General features: G+C 46.0%; 22 protein-coding genes. 19 read left to right on the top strand and 3 right to left on the bottom strand.

Features of this window, described 5'->3' with window-relative positions:
- Positions 1 to 9: 9 nt before the first annotated feature.
- The 9 genes from B9J84_RS03480 (at position 10) to rpoS (ending at position 7074) form a co-directional block, all read left to right on the top strand.
- Positions 10 to 813, top strand: a complete 804-nt coding sequence (locus B9J84_RS03480; RefSeq protein ID WP_017046711.1) for an undecaprenyl-diphosphate phosphatase — start codon at positions 10 to 12, stop codon at positions 811 to 813.
- A gap of 129 nt (positions 814 to 942) precedes the next feature.
- Positions 943 to 1224, top strand: a complete 282-nt coding sequence (ftsB, locus tag B9J84_RS03475; protein WP_026027578.1) for a cell division protein FtsB — start codon at positions 943 to 945, stop codon at positions 1222 to 1224.
- The gene (gene ispD, locus B9J84_RS03470; protein WP_010320457.1) at positions 1225 to 1956 is read left to right on the top strand and encodes a 2-C-methyl-D-erythritol 4-phosphate cytidylyltransferase; all 732 of its coding nucleotides are present in this window, start codon (positions 1225 to 1227) and stop codon (positions 1954 to 1956) included.
- Complete coding sequence (ispF, locus tag B9J84_RS03465; protein ID WP_013857718.1) at positions 1949 to 2434, top strand: 2-C-methyl-D-erythritol 2,4-cyclodiphosphate synthase; 486 nt, start codon at positions 1949 to 1951, stop codon at positions 2432 to 2434. The genes ispD and ispF overlap by 8 nt, the downstream gene beginning before the upstream one ends.
- Positions 2435 to 2642: 208 nt before the next feature.
- Entirely contained in the window at positions 2643 to 3686 is a 1044-nt protein-coding gene (gene truD, locus B9J84_RS03460) for a tRNA pseudouridine(13) synthase TruD (RefSeq protein WP_179217507.1), read from the top strand.
- 12 nt (positions 3687 to 3698) lie between these two features.
- Positions 3699 to 4445: a 5'/3'-nucleotidase SurE gene (gene surE / locus B9J84_RS03455; protein ID WP_094123537.1), complete on the top strand. Its 747-nt coding sequence runs from the start codon at positions 3699 to 3701 to the stop codon at positions 4443 to 4445.
- Entirely contained in the window at positions 4445 to 5071 is a 627-nt protein-coding gene (locus B9J84_RS03450; protein ID WP_013857716.1) for a protein-L-isoaspartate(D-aspartate) O-methyltransferase, read from the top strand. Before surE ends, B9J84_RS03450 begins: the two co-directional genes overlap by 1 nt.
- A 5-nt stretch (positions 5072 to 5076) precedes the next feature.
- Complete coding sequence (gene nlpD, locus B9J84_RS03445; RefSeq protein ID WP_179217508.1) at positions 5077 to 6000, top strand: murein hydrolase activator NlpD; 924 nt, start codon at positions 5077 to 5079, stop codon at positions 5998 to 6000.
- A 72-nt stretch (positions 6001 to 6072) separates the two neighbouring features.
- On the top strand, positions 6073 to 7074 hold the full coding sequence (gene rpoS, locus B9J84_RS03440) for an RNA polymerase sigma factor RpoS (RefSeq protein WP_017047531.1): 1002 nt from the start codon (positions 6073 to 6075) through the stop codon (positions 7072 to 7074).
- 132 nt (positions 7075 to 7206) lie between these two features.
- Here the strand turns inward: rpoS and mutS are convergent, their stop codons facing one another.
- Complete coding sequence (gene mutS / locus B9J84_RS03435) at positions 7207 to 9795, bottom strand: DNA mismatch repair protein MutS (RefSeq protein WP_026028369.1); 2589 nt, start codon at positions 9793 to 9795, stop codon at positions 7207 to 7209.
- Positions 9796 to 10037: 242 nt separating this feature from the next.
- A complete protein-coding gene (gene cysM, locus B9J84_RS03430; protein ID WP_026027976.1) occupies positions 10038 to 10928 on the bottom strand; it encodes a cysteine synthase CysM in 891 nt (296 codons plus the stop codon).
- Positions 10929 to 11141: 213 nt separating this feature from the next.
- Here cysM and cysP point away from each other — a divergent pair, with 213 nt between their 5' ends.
- From cysP to csrA, 10 genes are all read left to right on the top strand, one after another.
- Positions 11142 to 12143 (top strand): thiosulfate ABC transporter substrate-binding protein CysP, encoded by a 1002-nt coding sequence (gene cysP, locus B9J84_RS03425; protein WP_094123535.1) that lies wholly within the window; start codon positions 11142 to 11144, stop codon positions 12141 to 12143.
- Between the two features lie 66 nt (positions 12144 to 12209).
- Complete coding sequence (gene cysT / locus B9J84_RS03420; RefSeq protein WP_017046719.1) at positions 12210 to 13067, top strand: sulfate/thiosulfate ABC transporter permease CysT; 858 nt, start codon at positions 12210 to 12212, stop codon at positions 13065 to 13067.
- A gap of 10 nt (positions 13068 to 13077) precedes the next feature.
- The gene (gene cysW, locus B9J84_RS03415; RefSeq protein WP_017046720.1) at positions 13078 to 13941 is read left to right on the top strand and encodes a sulfate ABC transporter permease subunit CysW; all 864 of its coding nucleotides are present in this window, start codon (positions 13078 to 13080) and stop codon (positions 13939 to 13941) included.
- On the top strand, positions 13938 to 15065 hold the full coding sequence (locus B9J84_RS03410; RefSeq protein WP_094123534.1) for a sulfate/molybdate ABC transporter ATP-binding protein: 1128 nt from the start codon (positions 13938 to 13940) through the stop codon (positions 15063 to 15065). The genes cysW and B9J84_RS03410 overlap by 4 nt, the downstream gene beginning before the upstream one ends.
- Before the next feature lie 114 nt (positions 15066 to 15179).
- The gene (gene pncC / locus B9J84_RS03405; protein WP_094123533.1) at positions 15180 to 15671 is read left to right on the top strand and encodes a nicotinamide-nucleotide amidase; all 492 of its coding nucleotides are present in this window, start codon (positions 15180 to 15182) and stop codon (positions 15669 to 15671) included.
- 133 nt (positions 15672 to 15804) lie between these two features.
- Positions 15805 to 16851, top strand: a complete 1047-nt coding sequence (gene recA, locus B9J84_RS03400) for a recombinase RecA (protein ID WP_010320444.1) — start codon at positions 15805 to 15807, stop codon at positions 16849 to 16851.
- Positions 16852 to 16886: 35 nt separating this feature from the next.
- Positions 16887 to 17390 (top strand): recombination regulator RecX, encoded by a 504-nt coding sequence (gene recX / locus B9J84_RS03395; RefSeq protein WP_094123545.1) that lies wholly within the window; start codon positions 16887 to 16889, stop codon positions 17388 to 17390.
- A gap of 121 nt (positions 17391 to 17511) precedes the next feature.
- Positions 17512 to 20094, top strand: a complete 2583-nt coding sequence (alaS, locus tag B9J84_RS03390) for an alanine--tRNA ligase (RefSeq protein WP_094123532.1) — start codon at positions 17512 to 17514, stop codon at positions 20092 to 20094.
- Positions 20095 to 20299: 205 nt separating this feature from the next.
- A complete protein-coding gene (locus B9J84_RS03385; RefSeq protein ID WP_094123531.1) occupies positions 20300 to 21487 on the top strand; it encodes an aspartate kinase in 1188 nt (395 codons plus the stop codon).
- Positions 21488 to 21579: 92 nt separating this feature from the next.
- Positions 21580 to 21777 (top strand): carbon storage regulator CsrA, encoded by a 198-nt coding sequence (gene csrA, locus B9J84_RS03380; RefSeq protein ID WP_010320440.1) that lies wholly within the window; start codon positions 21580 to 21582, stop codon positions 21775 to 21777.
- Here the strand turns inward: csrA and B9J84_RS16300 are convergent.
- A partial coding sequence (locus B9J84_RS16300; protein WP_404206239.1) for a hypothetical protein occupies positions 21764 to 21962 on the bottom strand: 199 nt, incomplete at its 5' end. The genes csrA and B9J84_RS16300 overlap by 14 nt on opposite strands.

Below are 21962 nucleotides of genomic sequence, written 5' to 3'. Positions count from 1 at the left end.
GAGTCAGTAATGAGTTATTTAGAAGCGTTTTTTTTGGCTTTGATTCAAGGCTTAACCGAATTTTTACCTATCTCCAGCTCCGCCCATTTAATTTTGCCTTCAGCCATTTTAGGCTGGGAAGATCAAGGTCTTGCCTTTGATGTGGCGGTGCATGTCGGCACATTAGCTGCCGTGGTTATCTATTTTAGGAAAGAAGTCGTGACTTTACTGCGCGCTTTTTTTGCCTCGATTTTTAAAGGCGAGCGCAGTAAAGAATCGAAACTGGCATGGATGATCGTACTAGCAACCATTCCTGCCTGTATTTTCGGCTTTTTTATGAAAGATATTGTTGAACTCTACCTACGCAGTGCTTGGGTGATAGCAACCACCACTATTATTTTTGGTCTATTACTGTGGTATGTCGATAAAAACGCTCCATTAGCGGATGATGAATACCAAGCCGATTGGAAAAAATCGCTGATGATTGGTTTGGCACAAGCGGTTGCGGTTATCCCCGGTACCTCTCGCTCAGGAGCGACCATCACTGCGGCGTTGTATCTTGGTTTTACTCGTGAAGCGGCCGCGCGTTTTTCTTTCTTGATGTCGATTCCTATCATTGTTTTGGCGGGTGGCTATTTAGGGTTAAAGCTGGTGACCAGTGGCGAACCTGTGCATTTTGGTTTCTTAATGACGGGTATCCTGACCTCCTTTATCAGTGCTTATATTTGTATCCATTTCTTCTTAAAACTGATTTCTAAAATGGGTATGACTCCGTTTGTCATTTACCGTTTAATTCTGGGTGGCGGCTTATTTGCGTTCCTAATGATGAGTTAAATAAAGGCTTGTGGTATAAATAGCCATCATTTTCGTGCTGTGTTAGAGCGTCACTTTTTTTAAACAGCACGCTTTGTTTATCGTTTACGTTCTCTTTCATAGTGAGCGTTTTGAATGGTTATAGATGTGATGCGACTTTTTGCGGTGACATTGGCGTTATTATTCGGTTTATTACAGTACGATTTGTGGCTCGGTAAAAATGGCATTGCTGATTATCGAACCATTGTCGATGAAATTGACGTGCAGCAACAAGTAAACGAAAACCTAACGCTACGAAATTCGGAAATGTTCGTCGAAATTGATGATTTACGACAAGGATTGGACGCGATTGAAGAGCGAGCGCGTCATGAATTAGGAATGATAAAAGAAGGTGAAACTTTCTATCGATTGGTCGGTGAGGATAGTCAATAAATGCCGCACAGTACGCTTTCTCTTACCGCGATTGTACCGGCTGCTGGTGTCGGCAGCCGAATGCAAGCAGATCGTCCGAAACAGTATTTAACCATACACAACAAAACCGTTCTCGAACACACAATAGCGACGCTGCTCGCGCACCCTAATATTGATCGCGTTGTTGTCGCCGTCAGTGACGATGATCCTTACTATTTTGCTCTGCCATTAGCCACTAACCCCAATGTTATTCGTGTCAGCGGTGGTCAAGAGCGAGCCGACTCGGTGCTCTCGGCGCTGCAATATGTTTTAGCTAATTCCCTAGGTGAATGGGTTCTCGTGCATGATGCAGCGCGGCCTTGTCTTACTTTTGCAGATATTGACCGATTGATTACGACGGCTAAAGAGCATCCAGTAGGTGCGATTTTAGCTGCACCCGTTCGAGATACAATGAAGCGTGCTGATGGCGAAAACAACATTGATCATACCGTTGATCGCGTCGCATTATGGCATGCACTCACCCCACAGATGTTTAGAGCCAAGCCGCTTTTTGAGGCTTTGTCGGATGCGTTAGATCAGCAAGTCATCATCACCGATGAAGCATCCGCAATGGAGTGGCAAGGGTTACATCCAGCGTTGGTCGCTGGGCGAGCGGATAATCTCAAAATTACGCAACCCGAAGATCTCGCTTTAGCTGAGTTTTATTTAGGTCGTACTTCTTCACTAGCCGCAATAGGAAATAACCATGATTAGAATTGGCCACGGTTTTGATGTTCATAAATTTGGCGGTGAAGGCCCAGTCATCATTGGGGGAATTGCCGTTCCTTATGAGCAAGGCTTAATTGCTCATTCCGATGGTGATGTCGCCTTGCATGCTTTAAGTGATGCGCTGCTTGGCGCGATTGCCGCAGGTGATATTGGCCGCCATTTCCCCGATACCGATGATAAATGGAAAGGGGCAGATAGCCGTGAATTATTGAAAGATGTCTATCGCCGTGTGAAAGCGCAAGGCTACCGTTTAGGAAATGCCGACGTCACCATTATCGCGCAAGCGCCGAAGATGGCGCCGTATATTGAAGCGATGTGCGCTGCCATTGCGCAAGATCTTGAAACGACGCTAGATAATATTAACGTCAAAGCAACCACAACCGAGCGCCTTGGTTTCACTGGGCGCAAAGAAGGTATTGCTTGCGAAGCGGTTGTCTTATTGATCAAATGTACTACAGATTAAATGCACGGTTGATCAAAGCATAATATCGCCTTAATAAAACGACCCAAATTGAAGAGGTAATGGCAATTCACTTGCCTCTCCTTCTATGTGAAAACACGTTATTGATGGACTACCGCCAACGAATGGCACGCTCAGTAACGCGCAATAGCGGCTCATGCGTCGCTGTTTTTATTATTACCGCCAACTCGCGTCAGCGACGGATGAAAACATGTCAGATATATTATCTTCATTGGCTTACCTTTGTGGTAAACCAGCCGCTAAAGCCAAAATAAAAGCCAAGCCAGAGCACTTTAAAGTGATTGAAGACTTAGGATTCGAACTGGCAGGAAGTGGTGAACACTTAATGGTTCATATTCGTAAAACTGGTGAAAATACCAGTTTTGTGGTCAATGAATTGGCTAAAGCATGTGGTGTGAAATCAAAAGATGTGAGTTGGGCTGGTCTGAAAGATCGTCATGCGGTTACGCAGCAGTGGCTCAGTGTACATTTACCAAAAGGTGAGACGCCAGATTTCACCGAGTTTTTGGCTCAATATCCGAGCATCGAAATTCTGGAAATTACGCGTCACAATAAAAAGTTGCGCCCCGGAGATTTAGCCGGCAATCATTTTGAAATTACGCTTTCTGAAGTCACCGACACCGCCGAAGTCGTGACGCGATTAGAGCACATCGCCACGCACGGTGTGCCTAATTATTTTGGTAGCCAACGTTTTGGCAATCACGGCAATAACCTCAGTGAGGCGCGTCGCTGGGGAAAAGAGAACGTGCGTTCACGTAACCAAAATCAGCGCAGTTTGTATCTTTCGGCGGCTCGTTCGTGGATTTTCAACCAAATTGTCTCTGCCCGTATCGAGCAAGATAAGTTACACCAATTTATCGAAGGAGATATCGCACTTGAGGGGGATCAAACGACCTTAGTCACCTTGGCGAATCTTACCGATCTCAATAACAAACTGGCATTGAATGAAGTGCAAATAAGTGCTGCTTTGGCGGGCGATAATGCACTACCGACGCAAGGCGAGGCTTTAGATTTAGAACAAGTTCACCTCGATGCTGAACCTGACTTGATGGCACTGATCCGCAGCAATCGTATGCGTCATGAGCGCCGGGCGGTGATGCTTAAGCCTCAGAATCTTTCTTGGACAGTTGAACAAGACAATGTGACGTTACGTTTTGATTTAGATGCAGGAAGTTTTGCTACCTCAGTCATTCGCGAATTGGTTGAAGAGATAGCGGTTGAACGCGAGTTCTAAGGAAAAAACTCGATGAAGATTTTATTAAGCAATGATGATGGTGTATACGCGCAAGGTTTAAATACCCTAGCACGCGCGCTGGCGGATCTCGCCGAGATCGTGATTGTCGCGCCGGATCGTAATCGGTCAGGAGCCTCCAATTCGCTGACATTAGAGCAGCCGCTTCGTGTGGATCTCATTGCACCCAATACCTATTCAGTGCAAGGCACACCAACCGATTGTGTGCATTTTGCACTCAATGAACTGCTCAAAGATGATCTGCCTGATTTGGTGCTGACAGGCATCAATCATGGTGCGAATTTGGGCGATGACGTGCTCTATTCGGGCACGGTTGCGGCGGCGATGGAAGGGCACTTTCTTGGGGTGCAAGCGATCGCGTTTTCATTGGTCGGGACGGCTAATTTTACTACGGCAGCGCAGATAGCGCGCCAGTTGGTCGAACAGCATCTCAATGCCCCGATCCCAACCAATCGATTATTGAATGTGAACGTACCAGATCGTCCATTTGAGGAGTTAACGGGTATTCAAGTGACGCGTTTAGGTGCTCGCCATCACGCAGAAAGTATGATTAAGCAGAAAGATCCTCGTGGGCATGATATTTATTGGTTAGGTCCTCCGGGTAAAGAGCAAGATGCAGGGCAAGGGACTGATTTCTATGCGATTGAGCATGGCTATGTCTCCTTGACGCCGTTGCAGGTTGATCTCACGGCTCATGAGTCACTGCCAAGTATGGATAACTGGTTGAAGGAAAAAGGGTAATGGCCAATCCACATGCCGACAGATTAATTGAATTTCTGATCGCGAATGGTATCCAAGATCAAACCGTTTTGGATGCCATTCATTGTTTGCCAAGAGAAAGCTTTGTTTCTCAGGCGATGATGCATCAAGCCTATGACAACAATGCCTTGCCGATAGGCCAAGGACAAACGATTTCACAACCTTACATTGTGGCAAAAATGACGCAGCTTTTAGAACTTGAGCCGCAGAGTAAGGTCTTAGAAATTGGCACAGGATCGGGTTATCAAACCGCTGTGCTTGCCCAGTTGGTTGAGCACGTGTATTCGATTGAACGGATCAAGTCATTACAGTGGGACGCGAAGCGTCGTTTAAAGCAACTTGATATTTATAACGTCTCCACTAAGCATGGTGATGGCTGGTTGGGCTGGGATGCTAAAGCTCCTTTTGATGCGATCATTGTTACGGCAGCGGCCGAATTTGTCCCAAATGCGCTGCTTGATCAGCTTGCGGAAGGTGGCCGTTTAGTGATCCCTGTCGGCAGTAGTGAGCAACAGTTGTTGAAAATAGTTCGCCAAGGCGATGATTTTATTTCTAACACCATTGAGATGGTGCGTTTTGTTCCTTTAGTTGCCGGTGATTTAGCTTAGTGATGATGAGTAACCTAAGAAACAGAGTAATAATGGTGCTAATGAGTAGCGTCCTTATCGGATGTGCTGCTCATACTCCTGCACCCGTTTCTGGGCTCAATAAAGACTATAATGCCATTCCTCGTGGTAGTTATCGCGGCAGTTTTTACGAAGTGCAAAAAGGCGATACGCTCTATTTTATATCTTACGTCACAGATAAAAATGTAAACGACTTGATCCGTTTCAATAATTTAAAAAAACCTTACACCATTCATCCCGGTCAAAAACTCAAATTATGGATCCCCAATTACACGCCTCCTGCTTATGGTGTAACAGAAGTCATTGTGGCTGCAACCCCTTCGAGCACAATGGCTGGCTTAGTTTCCCCCCCAATGGTTGTAGACGGAGTGAGTAAAAACTCTAATCAAAATAGTGGATCTAATGCCGCAAGTTCTTCGACCAAAGTCGCAAAGAAAGATCCTCCTAAGGTAGTTGAACAATCGAAATCAAAAGAGTATGTTGATTCAAAAGGTAAGCAAAATGTTAATGCTAATGTAACCTTTGCTAAACCAAAAGATGATAAAGTTTCAAAATGGTTATGGCCGACACAAGGGAGAATAATTAAAAACTTTTCAGCAGGCGATCAAGGAAATAAAGGGATCGATATCGCAGGACAGCGTGGTCAATCCATTTTATCAACTGCTGCAGGAACCGTTGTCTATTCGGGAAATGCATTAAGAGGTTACGGCAATCTTGTGATTGTTAAACATAATGATAACTACCTCAGTGCTTATGCTCATAACGATCGGTTACTGGTAAAAGAAGGACAAAGTGTTAAAGCTGGCCAAAAAATAGCAACCATGGGCAGCTCAGGAACCAGCAGTGTTCGTTTACACTTTGAAATTCGTTATCAAGGTAAGTCGGTGAATCCAAAACGCTACTTACCGTAAACATACTTGAAAGAGTCATGTAGCGACATTAGAAAGTAGTAATGTCTTGCTAGCTCGCCAGGGGGAGGCGCTATGAGTATCAGCAATGCAGTAACGAAAGTCGAAGAGTTTGAAGACCAAGAGATCATGGATTCGATTGAGGTTGATGAAGAACTCACCACCACTAAAAGCCAAAGCGATGACGATGTTCAAATCGAAGATGCCAAAGAAGGATTTGACGCGTCAACAAAAAGCTTAGATGCAACACAGATGTATCTTAGCGAGATTGGTTTTTCTCCATTATTAACAGCCCAAGAAGAAGTACTTTATGCTCGTCGTTCACTGAGAGGCGATGAAGCTGCTCGTAAACGCATGATCGAAAGTAACTTACGTTTGGTCGTTAAAATTTCTCGCCGTTATGGTAATCGTGGCTTAGCTTTACTCGATCTAATTGAAGAGGGTAATTTAGGCTTGATCCGTGCGGTAGAAAAATTTGATCCAGAACGTGGCTTTAGATTCTCAACCTATGCTACTTGGTGGATCCGTCAAACCATTGAACGTGCATTAATGAACCAAACGCGCACTATCCGTTTGCCAATTCACGTCGTTAAAGAGTTGAATATCTACCTTCGCACGGCTCGCGAGCTATCGCAGAAGTTAGATCATGAACCTACCGCAGAAGAAATTGCGTTCCAACTGGATAAGCCAGTAGAAGATGTCAGTAAAATGCTGCGTCTGAACGAGCGTATCAGTTCTGTTGATACACCGATTGGCGGCGATGGTGACAAAGCACTACTCGATATCATCCCAGATGCGAACAACTCTGATCCTGAAATTTCTACGCAAGATGATGATATTCGTGAATCACTACTGAATTGGTTAGATGAACTGAACCCAAAACAAAAAGAGGTACTTGCACGCCGTTTTGGGCTATTAGGTTATGAACCGTCCACCTTAGAAGAAGTCGGGCGCGAAATTAACTTAACTCGTGAACGAGTTCGTCAAATTCAAGTGGAAGGCCTACGTCGTTTGAGAGAGATCTTAGTTAAACAAGGCTTGAACATGGAAGCGCTGTTTAATGTTGAATACGACTAAAGGTTGGTTCAACAAGACCTTGATTCATAAAACCATTGATTTATAAAACCGTTGATTTATAAAACTATTGCATAAAAGCACAAAAGGCACCGACTTAAAATCGATGCCTTTTTTATTTGTAATATCAGATTGTTACATTAGCTTCTTCAAGCGATAAAGCGCTTCTAATGCTTGGCGAGGCGTTAGATCGTCAGGATCAATAGCTGCTAATGCCTGTTCGACTTCGCTTGGGTCTGGGATCAAACTGAGTTGATTAGCAATATCTACAGTTGAGCTTTTGCTGCCATTGGGCTGCTGTTGGCTCAATAACTCGAGCTGCGACAATTTAGCGCGCGCGTTTTTGATCACTGTTTTAGGCACGCCAGCAAGACCTGCCACTGCTAGGCCGTAAGATTTACTTGCCGCCCCTTCTTGAACCGCATGCATAAAGGCAATGCTATCGCCATGTTCCACGGCATCTAAATGCACGTTGGCTAAGTGAGGTAGCTGGTTTGGCAGCTCGGTCAGTTCAAAATAATGAGTGGCAAATAGCGTTAGCGCGCCAATTTGGCTTGCGAGCCATTGTGCACTTGCCCAAGCCAGTGATAACCCATCATAGGTACTGGTGCCGCGGCCAATTTCATCCATCAATACCAAGCTATTTTGTGTCGCATTATGCAAAATGTTGGCAGTTTCGGTCATTTCAACCATGAAAGTAGAGCGACCAGAGGCGAGATCGTCCGATGCACCAATGCGGGTGAAGATGCGGTCAATCGAACCGATGCGTGCTGCTTCCGCTGGTACATAACAACCGATATGCGCTAATAAAGTAATCAATGCAGTTTGGCGCATGTAGGTCGATTTACCGCCCATGTTAGGCCCGGTAATGATCAACATTTTTCGTTGCGGATTGAGCTCAATTGGGTTGGCAATGAAGGGGTCATTCATCACTTGCTCAACGACAGGGTGACGGCCCGCTTGAATATGGATCGCTGGCTCTTTACTCAAGGTCGGGCGACAGTAATCTAAGCTTTCAGCGCGCTCGGCAAGGTTTTGCAACACATCGAGCTGCGATAGCGAAGATGCAAGGTTTTGCATCTGCTCTAAATGAGGCAACAATAAGTCAAATAACTCTTCCCAAAGCTGCTTTTCCACTGCTAGTGCTTTTGATTTCGAGTTGAGCACTTTATCTTCATGCGCTTTTAGCTCGGCAATAATATAACGCTCGGCATTTTTCAGCGTTTGGCGGCGCACATAGTGGGGAGGAACAAGGTGACTCTGGCCACGGCTGACTTGAATGTAGAAACCGTGAATCGCGTTGTAGCCGACTTTTAGCGTATCAATGCCGTGACGTTCGCGCTCTTCAGCTTCTAATTTATTCAAGTATTCGGTTGCGCCGTTGGCTAAATCACGCCATTCATCCAGTTCGGCGCTGTAGCCATCGGCAATCACGCCACCATCACGAATCACAACTGGTGGGTTGTCTTTGATTGCTCGCTCAAGCAGTGTGCACAGCTCATCCAATGGCTGTACATGATGAGTTAACTGAACTAAGTGGGGTTGCGATAAGGGTTGCAGTATTTCACTGAGCTGCGGCAATTGCTGCATCGCATGTCGCAGGCGTGCTAAGTCTCTTGGGCGAGCGGAACGCAATGCCAAACGAGCAAGAATACGTTCAATATCGCCAATCTGTTTCAGCACAGGTTGTAATTCACTAAACAGAGCAAGCTGTTTCAACTCGCCGATCGCATCAAGGCGTTGATTCAGCGTATCAATACAGCGCATCGGTTGGTGTAACCAGCGTTTGAGCATGCGGCTGCCCATTGGGGTGGCGCAATGATCGAGCACTTCCGCTAAGGTGTTATCAAAGCCACCGGACAAGTTCTGCGTGATCTCTAAATTACGGCGCGTGGCGGCATCTAAGATCACCGAGTGATCTTGGCGATCAAACGTCAGTGAACGAATATGAGGCAGTGCAGTGCGCTGCGTATCTTTCACGTATTGAATCAAGCAGCCAGCGGCGCATAAGCCCAGTTTAGCCTGTTCTACGCCAAAACCGACCAAATCACGCGTACCAAATTGTTGGTTCAACTGCTGTTTTGCTGTCTCTAACTCAAATTCCCAAATAGGGCGGCGACGGTTTCCTTTGCGATTGCCCATTAAAGTGACTGGCGTGAAATCTTCAGGAAAGAGCAGTTCGCGCGGTGCGGTGCGTTGCAGTTCGGCGGCCATCGCCTCTTCGGTTTCTGGCTCACTCAGTTGGAAGCGCCCTGAAGTGATGTCTAAGGTTGCGTAGCCAAAGCGACCATCGTGGTGGTAGATGGCGGCAATTAAGTTATCGACTCGCTCAGAGAGCAAGGCTTCATCCGTGACCGTACCGGGCGTGACAATCCGCACCACTTTACGCTCAACGGGGCCTTTGCTGGTGGCAGGATCGCCAATTTGTTCACAAATCGCGACGGATTCGCCCTGCTGTACCAATTTCGCTAAGTAACCTTCCACGGCGTGATAGGGAACGCCCGCCATTGGAATAGGCTCACCCGCAGAAGCACCGCGTTTGGTGAGTGATATTTCCAGCAATTGCGATGCGCGTTTAGCGTCATCGTAAAACAGCTCGTAGAAATCGCCCATCCGATAAAAGAGCAGAATATCGGGGTTTTCGGCTTTCAATTGCAGATATTGCCGCATCATCGGGGTGTGCTGTGGTGAAGACTCGGCGGAAGATGCGCTGGATTTGCTCATGTTATTCGTCACTCGATTATCAATGGCTGACTGTGAAAATGACCACCCTACAGGAATGGCAGCGGCCTTAGCTCTGACATGAGTTAGAAAGAATCGTCAGAACATGCATTTAAATAGTTGGAGAGGATAACAAACTTCGCTATTGCTGAGCAATCAAGGGATGCTGATGTGGAAGCAAAGCCAAGGGCTAAAGAATGATGAGCGCGTCAGCACTGATTAGCCCGTTGGGGTGGAGATTTGATCTAAGAAAAAAGACCGGATGAGAGATAACGATCGCCTCGATCGCAAATGATGGCAACAACCACCGCTCCGGGATTTTGTTGCGCGATTTGTAACGCAGCGAAAACGGCGCCTCCAGAGCTGACGCCAGCGCAAATACCTTCTTGGGTTGCCAAAGCACGAGCCGTATTGATGGCATCTTGCTCTTCGATATCGAGTACCACATCAACACGTGATGATTCAAAAATGCCGGGTAAATAAGCTTGAGGCCAGCGGCGAATACCCGGAATTGCACTGCCTTCTGCTGGTTGTAAACCGACAATGCTTATCTCTGGATTTTGCGTTTTTAGATAGCGAGAAGTGCCCATGATGGTGCCCGTTGTGCCCATACTTGAGACAAAGTGGGTGATTTCCCCGTGGCTTTGTTGCCAAATTTCTGGGCCAGTAGAATCAAAATGAGCTTGCGGGTTGTCGGGGTTATTGAATTGATCGAGTACTTTTCCTTTGCCTTCACTTTGCATTTTTAATGCTAAATCGCGCGCTCCTTCCATGCCTTGCTCTTTGCTGACTAAAATGAGCTCACAACCATACGCTTTCATCGCGTCTTTACGCTCTTGGGTGGCATTATCTGGCATGATTAAAATCATTTTGTAGCCTTTGATGGCGGCCGCCATTGCCAGCGCAATACCCGTGTTGCCGCTGGTCGCTTCAATGATGGTATCGCCCGGTTGGAGCTCTTGGCGACGCTCTGCTTGCACTATCATATTGAGTGCTGGGCGATCTTTGACTGAACCTGCTGGGTTATTGCCTTCTAGCTTGACCAATACGGTGCTTGAGGTGTGAGCCGCCAGTCGCTGCAAGCGAACTAAAGGCGTTTGCCCGACATATGCTTCAATCGTTGGAAAGTCCGCCATCATGTTGTCCTTAATTTTTTTAGTCGGAAGAGTAAGATGACGTATCCACCTTACCGAACACTACTATAAAGTCGTGCTGGTAATTGGCATACAATTTATTGCTAGAGTTTATTCCAAAAAGTTCTAGTTATCCTCTTTGTTATAATTCATTTTCCTCATACTCTAATTGCCAAGGACGCCATTTTGGCCGTAGTGATTAGGGAGTAGCAATATATGAAGTTCATCAAGTCAGCCTTAGCCAGCTTATTAGCCGTAGGATCGTTGAATGTTTCGGCCGCGGATCAAACCATTCTCAACTCATCGTACGACATCGCTCGCGAGCTGTTTGCTTCTTATAACCCAGTGTTTGAAAAACACTGGCAACAAAAGACAGGCCAAACAGTGGAGATCAAACAGTCGCACGGTGGGTCATCTGCGCAAGCTCGCTCAATTTTGCAGGGGTTAGCCGCCGATGTAGTGACATTCAATCAGGTAACGGATGTTCAGGTGCTGCACGATCGCGGTAAGCTTATCGATGCTAATTGGCAAGAAAAATTGCCCAATGCAAGCTCACCTTACTATTCCACGACCGCATTTTTAGTGCGCAAGGGGAATCCAAAAAATATTCAAGATTGGGGCGATCTCGCTAAAGCTGATGTGGCTTCTGTATTCCCCAATCCTAAAACCTCAGGTAATGCACGTTATACCTATTTGGCCGCGGTCGGTTATGCACAAAAGACTTTTGGCAAAGAAAACCAAGCCGAGCAGGATCAATTCCTCAAACAATTTTTATCTAATGTAGCGGTATTTGATACTGGCGGCCGTGGTGCGACTACTTCGTTTGTTGAACGTGGCATTGGCGATGTGCTGATTACGTTTGAATCTGAAGTGAACAATATTCGTCAGCAGTATGGCGTGGATGAATATCAAGTAGTGGTGCCTAAGACCTCTATCTTGGCCGAGTTTCCCGTGGCCGTGGTGGAAAAAAATGCCAAGCGTAAAGGCACGCTTGAAGTAGCCAACGAATATCTTGCTTATCTGTACAGTGAAGAAGCGCAACGTTTGCTGGCTGGGTTTAATTACCGCGTTCATGATGAAAAAGTGAACGCAGAATTTGCTGATCGCTTCCCTGAAGTTGAATTGCTAACAGTTGAGAGCATTGCTGGCGGGTGGGAAAATGCCATGAAACTTCATTTTGCCAATGGCGCGAAGCTTGACCAACTTCAACGTCGTTAATTCGTCATCGCCACCTGCGCTGAGTGTGGGTGGTTTTCTTACGCATTTGTTTTGTTTCGAGGGTTTATGAGCCATTCCTTCACTGCTTCTTTATCTCGCCCACGCCATAAAAGGGTGCTACCCGGATTTGGTATTAGCCTCGGTACTTCGCTGTTTTTTGTCAGCTTAGTACTGCTATTGCCCGCCAGTGGTTTGATTATGCAGACGAGCCAAATGTCGCTCACCGAGTATTGGCAGGTGGTGGCGGACCCTCGTGTACTGGCCAGTTACAAAGTAACGGTGGGCGCGGCACTCATCGCCTCATTGTTTAATGGCTTGCTAGGATTATTGCTCGCTTGGGTGCTGGTTCGTTATGATTTTTATGGCAAACGTATTCTTGATGCTTTAGTCGATTTACCGTTTGCTTTGCCTACCGCCGTTGCAGGCATCACGTTGGCGACGCTTTACTCATCCAATGGCTGGGTGGGCAGCGTACTTGGCGAGCTTGGAATTAAAGTGGCTTATACCCCCTTGGGGATTGTTGTCGCGATGGCGTTTACCAGTATTCCGTTTGTGGTGCGCACGGTACAACCCGTCTTGGAAGAGATATCCAAAGAAGAGGAAGAAGCGGGAATGACGTTAGGCGCATCAGACAGCGCCGTATTTTGGAAAGTGATCATGCCTTCGATTCGTCCAGCACTATTGGTTGGTATTGCACTCTCATTTACGCGTAGCTTGGGCGAGTTTGGTGCAGTGATTTTCATTGCGGGCAATATGCCTTACGTCAGTGAAATTACCTCATTAATGATTTTTGTACGCTTACAAGAATTTGATTTTCCGGCGGCGAGTGCCATTGCCTCGGTAGTATTGATGGCATCGTTATCGCTGCTACTACTGATCAATCTATGGCAGGGCGCATACCTGCGTCGAATTCATGGACGTTAAGGAACCGATGATGAAAGCACATCAACCGTTACGAGTCGGTGAAGCACCTTGGGTGAAGTGGAGTTTGATTGGCTTTGCGCTGTTTTGGGTTGCATTGTTGCTGATTATCCCGCTAGTGAGCATTTTCAAACAAGCCTTTGCCAGTGGTTTATCGACTTATATTAGTCATTTAATTGAACCCGATACGCGTCATGCCATTGGTTTAACACTGTTAGTTGCGCTACTCACGGTGCCAATTAACTTAGTGTTTGGCGTGTTATTGGCTTGGGCTGTGACTCGTTTTGAATTTCCGGGTAGAAAAATATTAACCACTTTAATTGATATTCCGTTTGCCGTATCACCGGTTGTTGCAGGCCTTCTGTATTTACTGCTTTACGGCAGCAGCGGCTGGTTAGGTGAGTGGTTGTTTGAGCGCGATCTGCAAGTGATGTTTGCTTGGCCGGGAATTTTATTGGTCACGGTTTTTGTGACTTGCCCGTTTGTTGCGCGTGAGCTGATCCCGCTGATGCAGCAGCAAGGTAGATCGGATGAAGAAGCGGCGGTTATTTTGGGTGCATCTTGGTGGCAACTGTTTCGTCGCGTCACCTTACCGAATATTAAATGGGCGTTGATTTACGGTGTCATCCTAACCAATGCGCGTGCCATTGGTGAATTTGGCGCAGTAGCAGTTGTGTCTGGCAATATTCGTGGTGAAACCAATACCTTACCGCTACATGTGCAGCTACTGTATGAAGATTATCAATCGGAAGCGGCGTTTGCTAGCGCCTCGCTATTGGCTTTCATTGCATTATTAACCTTAGTTTTTAAAGCTTATGTTGAATGGCGTCAACACAACAATCAGACAAAAACGAACAGAGAGCAAGAGACGGTATGAGTATACGTTTAGACAACATTTCCAAACAGTTTGGTCAATTTCAAGCGCTCTCTCCGCTCTCGTTACAGATTGATGATGGCGAGATGATTGGCTTACTTGGTCCTTCAGGCTCCGGCAAAACCACTTTGTTGCGTATTATTGCCGGCCTTGAAGGAGCCGATAGTGGAACCATTCATTTTAGAGATCGCGATGTGACTCATGTCCACGTTCGCGAGCGCCGAGTTGGCTTTGTGTTCCAAAACTACGCACTTTTTCGTCATATGACGGTGGCCGACAATGTCGCGTTTGGTTTGCAAGTGATGGATCGCCGTCATAGACCAGCGGCGGCGGAGATCACCAAAAGAGTCAAACAGCTATTGGATATTGTACAACTTGACCATTTAGCTGAGCGCTATCCTGAACAACTGTCCGGCGGGCAAAAGCAGCGCATCGCCTTGGCTCGCGCCCTTGCAACAAAGCCGGAAGTGCTACTGCTGGATGAGCCTTTTGGCGCACTGGATGCCAAAGTGCGTAAAGAATTGCGCCGCTGGTTGCGCAGCTTGCACGAAGAGCTCGGTTTTACGAGCGTATTTGTCACCCACGATCAAGATGAAGCACTTGAACTCTCTGATCGCGTGGTCGTGATGAGCAATGGCCGCATCGAACAGATCGACTCGCCAGTGCAGCTTTATGCTCAACCGAACAGTCGCTTCGTCTTTGACTTTTTTGGCAATGTGAATGTATTCCAAGCCAACTGGAATAACGAGCAGTGGGTCAACGGTCAATCGTTTATCTTACCGCCGAAAGATCACGCGATTAATCAATCAGGAAAGTTGTATGTGCGCAGCCATGAGTTGAGCCTATCGAACAAACAAAATAGCCAAGCTTCATTGCCTTTTGAAGTGGTCTCTGTCAATCCTGTTGGCGCGGAAGTGCGAGTGGAACTCGCGCCAGTAGGCTGGGAGAGTGAGCAATTATGGGAAGCAAAATTAACCCATAGAGCATTGAGTGAACAACCACTCACACGAGGCGACAAAACCTTTGCTACACCACAAGTGGGCTACTTTTTTGGTGGGGAGAGCAGCACTCCGCACACCATTCGTTGGCCATTCTTAGACGCAGATAGTTTAATGTTTGAGATCTAAATACAACGGACGAACGATTCAGAATGGGCACGCTTGCGTGCCCATTCTGTTTTCTGATGATTCAATCTGCTATAAAGGTTCAAGCGAAAATAACGTGGCTTTGGAGAGGGCGTAATGAAAGCGATTTTTGCATTAAGTGAACAATTAGGTCAGCAATTGTTAGCACAAAAAGAGATCCTCACCAGTGCTGAATCATGCACTGGCGGTGGTGTGGCATTTGCACTTACCGAGGTTGCAGGAAGTTCGGTTTGGTTTGAACGATCGTTTGTGACCTACAGTAATCTCGCTAAACAAGAGATGCTCGGTGTCAAAGCACAGACACTGGTGGATTTTGGCGCGGTTTCCGAACCCGTGGTGCGTGAAATGGTACAAGGAGCACTTTTGCATTCCCAAGCCACGATTGGTGTAGCGATCAGTGGTATTGCTGGTCCTGACGGTGGTAGCGCAGAAAAACCAGTGGGAACCGTGTGCTTTGCATGGGCTTCTAAGCAGGGCTGGGAACGTGCTGAGACGCTTTGTTTTAAAGGCGATCGCGCGCAGGTGCGCAAGCAGGCGATTACTCATGCATTACAAGTGGTGAGTCACTTTTTATCGCAGCCAAATTGAACCTAGTCGAAATTTTTTCGACACAGCTATAGACACTGTATGAATCAACAGTATAATTAACCCCAATTGGCGACTAAAGAGTCGATAAAAAATTTAACGAGCCGCTACCCACAGCGACAGTTTGGAGAAAGTAATGGACGAAAATAAGCAGAAGGCGCTAGCCGCAGCACTGGGTCAAATTGAAAAGCAATTTGGTAAAGGTTCGATCATGCGCCTTGGTGACAACCGTACAATGGATGTTGAAACCATTTCTACCGGTTCACTTTCTTTGGATATTGCATTGGGTGCTGGCGGTTTACCAATGGGACGTATCGTTGAAGTCTACGGCCCTGAATCATCAGGAAAAACAACGTTAACGCTGGAATTGATCGCAGCAGCACAACGAGTGGGTAAAACCTGTGCTTTTATCGATGCAGAACATGCCCTTGACCCAATTTATGCTAAAAAACTGGGTGTAAACATCGATGAGCTGTTGGTTTCACAACCTGATACGGGCGAACAAGCGCTTGAAATTTGTGATGCCTTGGCCCGTTCTGGTGCCATTGATGTTATCGTCATTGACTCTGTGGCTGCACTGACACCAAAAGCTGAAATTGAAGGTGAAATGGGCGATAGCCACATGGGCTTGCAAGCCCGTATGCTTTCTCAAGCGATGCGTAAGTTAACGGGTAACCTAAAACAGTCCAACTGCATGTGTATCTTCATCAACCAGATCCGTATGAAAATTGGTGTGATGTTTGGTAACCCTGAAACCACAACAGGTGGTAATGCCCTTAAATTCTACGCTTCAGTTCGTTTAGATATTCGTCGTACAGGCTCTATCAAAGAGGGTGACGAAGTCGTGGGTAATGAAACGCGTATTAAAGTGGTTAAGAACAAAATCGCGGCTCCCTTTAAACAAGCGGATACTCAAATTCTTTACGGACAAGGTTTTAACCGTGAAGGTGAATTGGTTGATCTTGGCGTGAAACATAAATTGGTTGAGAAAGCGGGCGCTTGGTATAGCTATAACGGTGATAAAATTGGTCAAGGTAAAGCAAACGCTTGTAAATTCTTGAGAGAGAATCCAGCTGCAGCTATGGCTCTTGATACTAAGTTACGTGAAATGCTGCTCAATCCAGCCGAGTTAATTGTTGAAGAACCTATTTTGAGCGAAATGCCTCAAGAAGAAGAGTTGTAATCTTCTCCATGTTTATATTTCAACAAAGCCCTGCAATGCAGGGCTTTGTTTTATCCATGACTAATAGGGACAGTATGTATTCCTCTAAATTCAAATCGACGTTATCGTGCAAAGAGTGCGCATTGCAATTACTGAGCCGACGAGATCACAGCGAGCATGAGCTACAGCAAAAGCTCATGAGTAAAGGGTATGATTCGGAAATTATCGTTCAAACCATGAGTTACTGCCTTGAGAACCATTATTTGGATGAACTGCGCTATGCCGCAAGTCAAATAAGACAACATGTCACTAAAGGTCATGGTGAGCGGCGTATTCGACAAGAGCTGAGCCAAAAAAGAGTCAATAGCGATGATATTGAAACCGCTTTACATCAAGAGCCTCAAGATTGGTTTGAATTGGCAAAAGCGGTGGCTGAAAAAAAATTCAGAGAACCTGCGGAAAAAGGTTCAAAAGAACATGCCAAACAAGTGCGTTTTTTGCAGTATCGAGGCTTTAGCTTCGAGCAAATTAGCTACGCTTTATCATCATCGGAAGCTTAACTCTTCGTCTGATCCGCAATTTATTTCCTGCCATGCCTTTTCTATAAGAAAACTAGTCGAACTCTTGTCCATGCTTTACAATAACGCAAAATTCTAACTTGAGTATTTCAGGAAGAGCTGCATGTTTATGAGCACTGATGAGGTTCGCCGCGCGTTCCTCTCGTTCTTTGAAAGTAAAGGACACCAAATTGTTGATAGTTCATCATTAGTCCCCGCTAATGACCCAACCCTGTTGTTCACAAATGCAGGAATGAACCAATTTAAAGATTGTTTTCTTGGTTTAGAAAAGCGTGCTTATACACGTGCAACAACGGCTCAACGTTGTGTGCGAGCTGGTGGTAAGCATAACGATCTGGAAAACGTTGGTTTTACCGCTCGTCACCATACCTTTTTTGAAATGTTGGGTAACTTCAGCTTTGGCGATTACTTCAAAGAAGACGCTATCGCATACGCGTGGGAGTTTCTTACTGTAACACTCAAGTTGCCCGCTGATCGTCTACTGGTTACCGTGTATGAAACCGATGATGAAGCATTTGATATCTGGAACAAAAAAGTAGGCATTCCGGCTGAGCGCATTATTCGCATTGGCGATAAACCGGGTGGTAAAGCTTATGAGTCAGACAACTTCTGGCAAATGGGTGATACGGGTCCGTGTGGTCCTTGTACTGAAATTTTCTACGATCATGGCGATCATATCTGGGGTGGTCCTCCAGGTTCGGCAGAGGAAGATGGCGATCGTTTCATTGAAATTTGGAACAACGTATTCATGCAGTTTAACCGTCATGCCGATGGCACGATGGAGCCACTTCCAAAACCTTCCGTTGATACCGGTATGGGTATTGAACGTATTTCTGCGATCATGCAGGGTGTTCACTCAAACTATGAAATTGATGTGTTTCAAGCCTTGATTAAAGCCGCCGCTGATGTAACGGGTTATGACGATCTTTCCAATCAATCGCTACGCGTTGTTGCTGATCACATCCGTTCTTGTGCTTTCTTGATTGTGGATGGTGTGATGCCATCGAATGAAGGCCGTGGCTATGTACTGCGTCGGATTATTCGTCGAGCGGTGCGTCATGGTAATAAATTGGGCGCACAAGGTGCCTTCTTCCACAAATTGGTTGGCCCATTAGCACAAGTGATGGGAACGGCTGGTGAAGAACTGAAAAAGCAGCAAGCGCTTGTAGAAAAAGTGCTGCGCATTGAAGAAGAGAACTTCGGTCGCACTCTTGAACGCGGTATGGCGATCCTCAATGATGCACTCGATAATTTAGAGGGTAGCGTACTGGATGGTGAAACTGTCTTTAAACTTTACGATACCTACGGTTTTCCGGCTGATTTAACTAATGATGTTGCACGTGAACGTGAGCTGACCATTGACGAACTAGGTTTCGAAAAAGCGATGGAAGAGCAGCGTCAACGAGCGCGTGAAGCGGGCCAATTTGGCACTGACTACAATGCAATCATTAAAGTTGATACCAATACCGCTTTCTGTGGCTACAGCGCGACAAAAGGCGAGAGCCGCATTGCCGCTATGTTTGTTGACGGCAATGAAGTTGACACTCTATCTGCGGGTGATAAAGCGATTTTGATCTTGGGCGAAACACCTTTCTACGCTGAATCCGGTGGTCAATGTGGCGATGCGGGTGTTATTCAAACGGCCACGGGCTTGTTTAAAGTTGAAGATACACAAAAACTCGGCAACGCCATTGCTCATCACGGTGAACTCATCGAGGGCGTACTCGCCAAAGGCGATGAAGCGAAAGCCATTGTTGATGCTAAGCGCCGCGCTGCAATTTCACTGAACCACTCCGCCACACATTTGTTGCATGCTGCACTTCGCCAAGTATTAGGTTCGCACGTGGCGCAAAAAGGCTCATTGGTAAAAGCGGAAAGCTTGCGTTTTGACTTCTCTCATTTAGAAGCAATGACGCCCGTAGAGCTAAAAGAAGTGGAACGTCTAGTGAACGCGCAAATTCGCCGTAACCACACGATTGAAACCAATATTATGGACATCGAAGCGGCAAAAGCCAAAGGTGCTATGGCACTGTTTGGTGAAAAATACGACGATGAAGTTCGTGTATTGTCGATGGGGGATTTCTCAACCGAACTGTGTGGTGGTATTCACGCAAGTAACACCGGTGACATCGGCCTATTCAAAATAGTTTCTGAAGGCGGTATTGCCGCTGGCATTCGTCGTATTGAAGCGGTGACGGGTGAAGGCGCGCTGGATCTATTGGATCAACAGCAGGCTCAATATGAAGTCAAAGTGGCTGAAATGGCGGCTAAAGCGAAATCTTTGGAAAAAGAGTTGCAGCAGTTAAAAGATAAACTTGCAGCGAAAGAAAGTGCCAATCTGATCAGCAATGTAAAAGAAATTGCGGGTGTGAAAGTGCTAGTTGCTCAACTTAATGGCGCTGATAACAAAGCGCTGCGTGGTATGGTTGATGAGCTAAAAAATCAGTTAGGCAGTGGCATTATCATGCTGGGTAATGTGGCTGATGATAAAGTGGGTTTGATTGCGGGTGTGACCAAAGATCTTACCGCCAAAGTTAAAGCAGGGGAGCTGGTCAATATGGTTGCCTTGCAAGTGGGTGGTAAAGGTGGCGGCCGTCCGGATATGGCTCAAGCGGGAGGTACGGATGTTAATGCCTTGCCTGGCGCTTTAGCTTCAGTAGATGCTTGGATTGCTGAGCATCTATAAACCGCTGTAATAAGTCACGCTCAATCACTGTTTTTTGATTGGGCGTAATTTTATTTACCAAACCAAGTGGTCTAATTGGCGCAATAGGATACGAGCCAGTTATCTGCTTGGTTTTGTTTTTGTAACTACTGAATCGATACTCAACATAGTGCTCTGCTTTCGATTTGGTCCTAATGAGACTTTGGTCTTGGGAAGGTGAAGATAGGTGAAAAAGCCCCTTATCGTGCAAAAGTTTGGCGGAACCTCGGTGGGTTCAATAGAACGAATCCATACCGTCGCTGAACACATCATTAAGGCGAAGAATGATGGTAATCAAGTGGTTGTAGTTGTTTCTGCAATGTCAGGAGAAACCAATCGACTGTTGGGCTTAGCACAACAAATCGATAGTGTACCAACTGCAAGGGAACTTGATGTTTTGCTCTCTGCTGGTGAGCAAGTGTCTATGGCGCTATTAGCGATGACACTCAATAAATTAGGCTATTCAGCTCGCTCACTAACCGGAGCTCAAGCGAACATTGTGACCGATAATCAACACAATGACGCGACGATTAAAATGATTGATACTCGAACGATTACCGAGTTGCTGGCACAAGATCATATTGTGGTGGTAGCGGGTTTTCAGGGTGTGAATGAGAATGGGGATATCACCACTTTAGGACGTGGAGGTTCTGATACTAGCGCTGTGACGCTAGCGGGAGCTCTTAAAGCCGATGAGTGTCAAATATTCACTGATGTGGATGGTGTTTACACATGTGATCCACGTGTGGTTGCAACGGCTCAAAAATTAGAGATCGTTGATTTCCCGTCAATGGAAGAAATGGCACGTAAAGGCGCTAAAGTTCTGCATTTACCTTGTGTGCAATATGCGTGGGAAAATGAAGTTCCTTTACGCGTACTGTCTACTTTTGATGTAAACGCAGGCAGTCTAATCAAAGGTGAGCAGTGTCATAAAGCAGTATGTGGCATTGCGATTCAACGCGATATGGCGCTTATTACTGTGCAACATGATCATTTCCCGAGTTTAGCCAAGCAGTGCCAAATGCTCGGTGTGGAAGTGTGGAGTGTGATCGAAGAGGCAGAATGGATAGGTGTCATTATAAAACGAGACGCTTGTGCTAAATTAGCTCTGGTTTTCAATGACAAAATCCGTAATAGTGAACCCGTTAGTTTATTGACCACGGTAGGTTTGCTGGCTCAGGAATTAGTTGAGCGCTCATGTGAATTACTGGCAGAACAAGGAATAGAAGTAAGTTCTCTTTCGGTTGATAAACAATCGTTAATGCTGGTTATGCAGCCACAACATGTTGATAAAGCAGCCAATATTTTACATGAGGCCTATATAGGGTCAGATGAGCTGTTAGCTTCTCACCTAAAACATGCATCTTTAGGGTGAGAGCGCACTAATAGATAGTTTACGAAAATATAACTTTTAGTGGATAATAGCGCAGTTGCAATATAATACAGAGATTACTCAAGGAGCAAAGAATGCTAATTTTGACTCGCCGCGTTGGCGAAACACTAATGATCGGTGATGAAGTGACAGTAACAGTTCTTGGTGTAAAAGGTAACCAAGTGCGTATCGGTGTGAATGCACCGAAAGAGGTTTCTGTCCACCGTGAAGAAATCTACATGCGCATTCAAGCTGAAAAAGGTAATGGTAGTGTTGCACCTAGCAACTACTAATTATCACAAGGAAGGCTAGCGAATTTTGCTGGCCTTTTTTATGCTTTGAAGTCACTGATATGACAGAAAAGTTTAATTTCACAGCGCTTTGATTAAATAGCCAACGGTTGATTTGATTTTTGTCGCTTTTACCAAGAAAGTGTTTGACATATTTTTGGTAAAAAGTAATATGTGCCTCCGCAAGA

The sequence above is a fragment of the Vibrio sp. V03_P4A6T147 genome (assembly GCF_002241085.1).
GTDB lineage: Bacteria > Pseudomonadota > Gammaproteobacteria > Enterobacterales > Vibrionaceae > Vibrio > Vibrio anguillarum.
The sequence above is the reverse complement of the archived record's forward strand: the minus strand, read 5'-3'. Positions and strand labels throughout refer to the sequence as shown.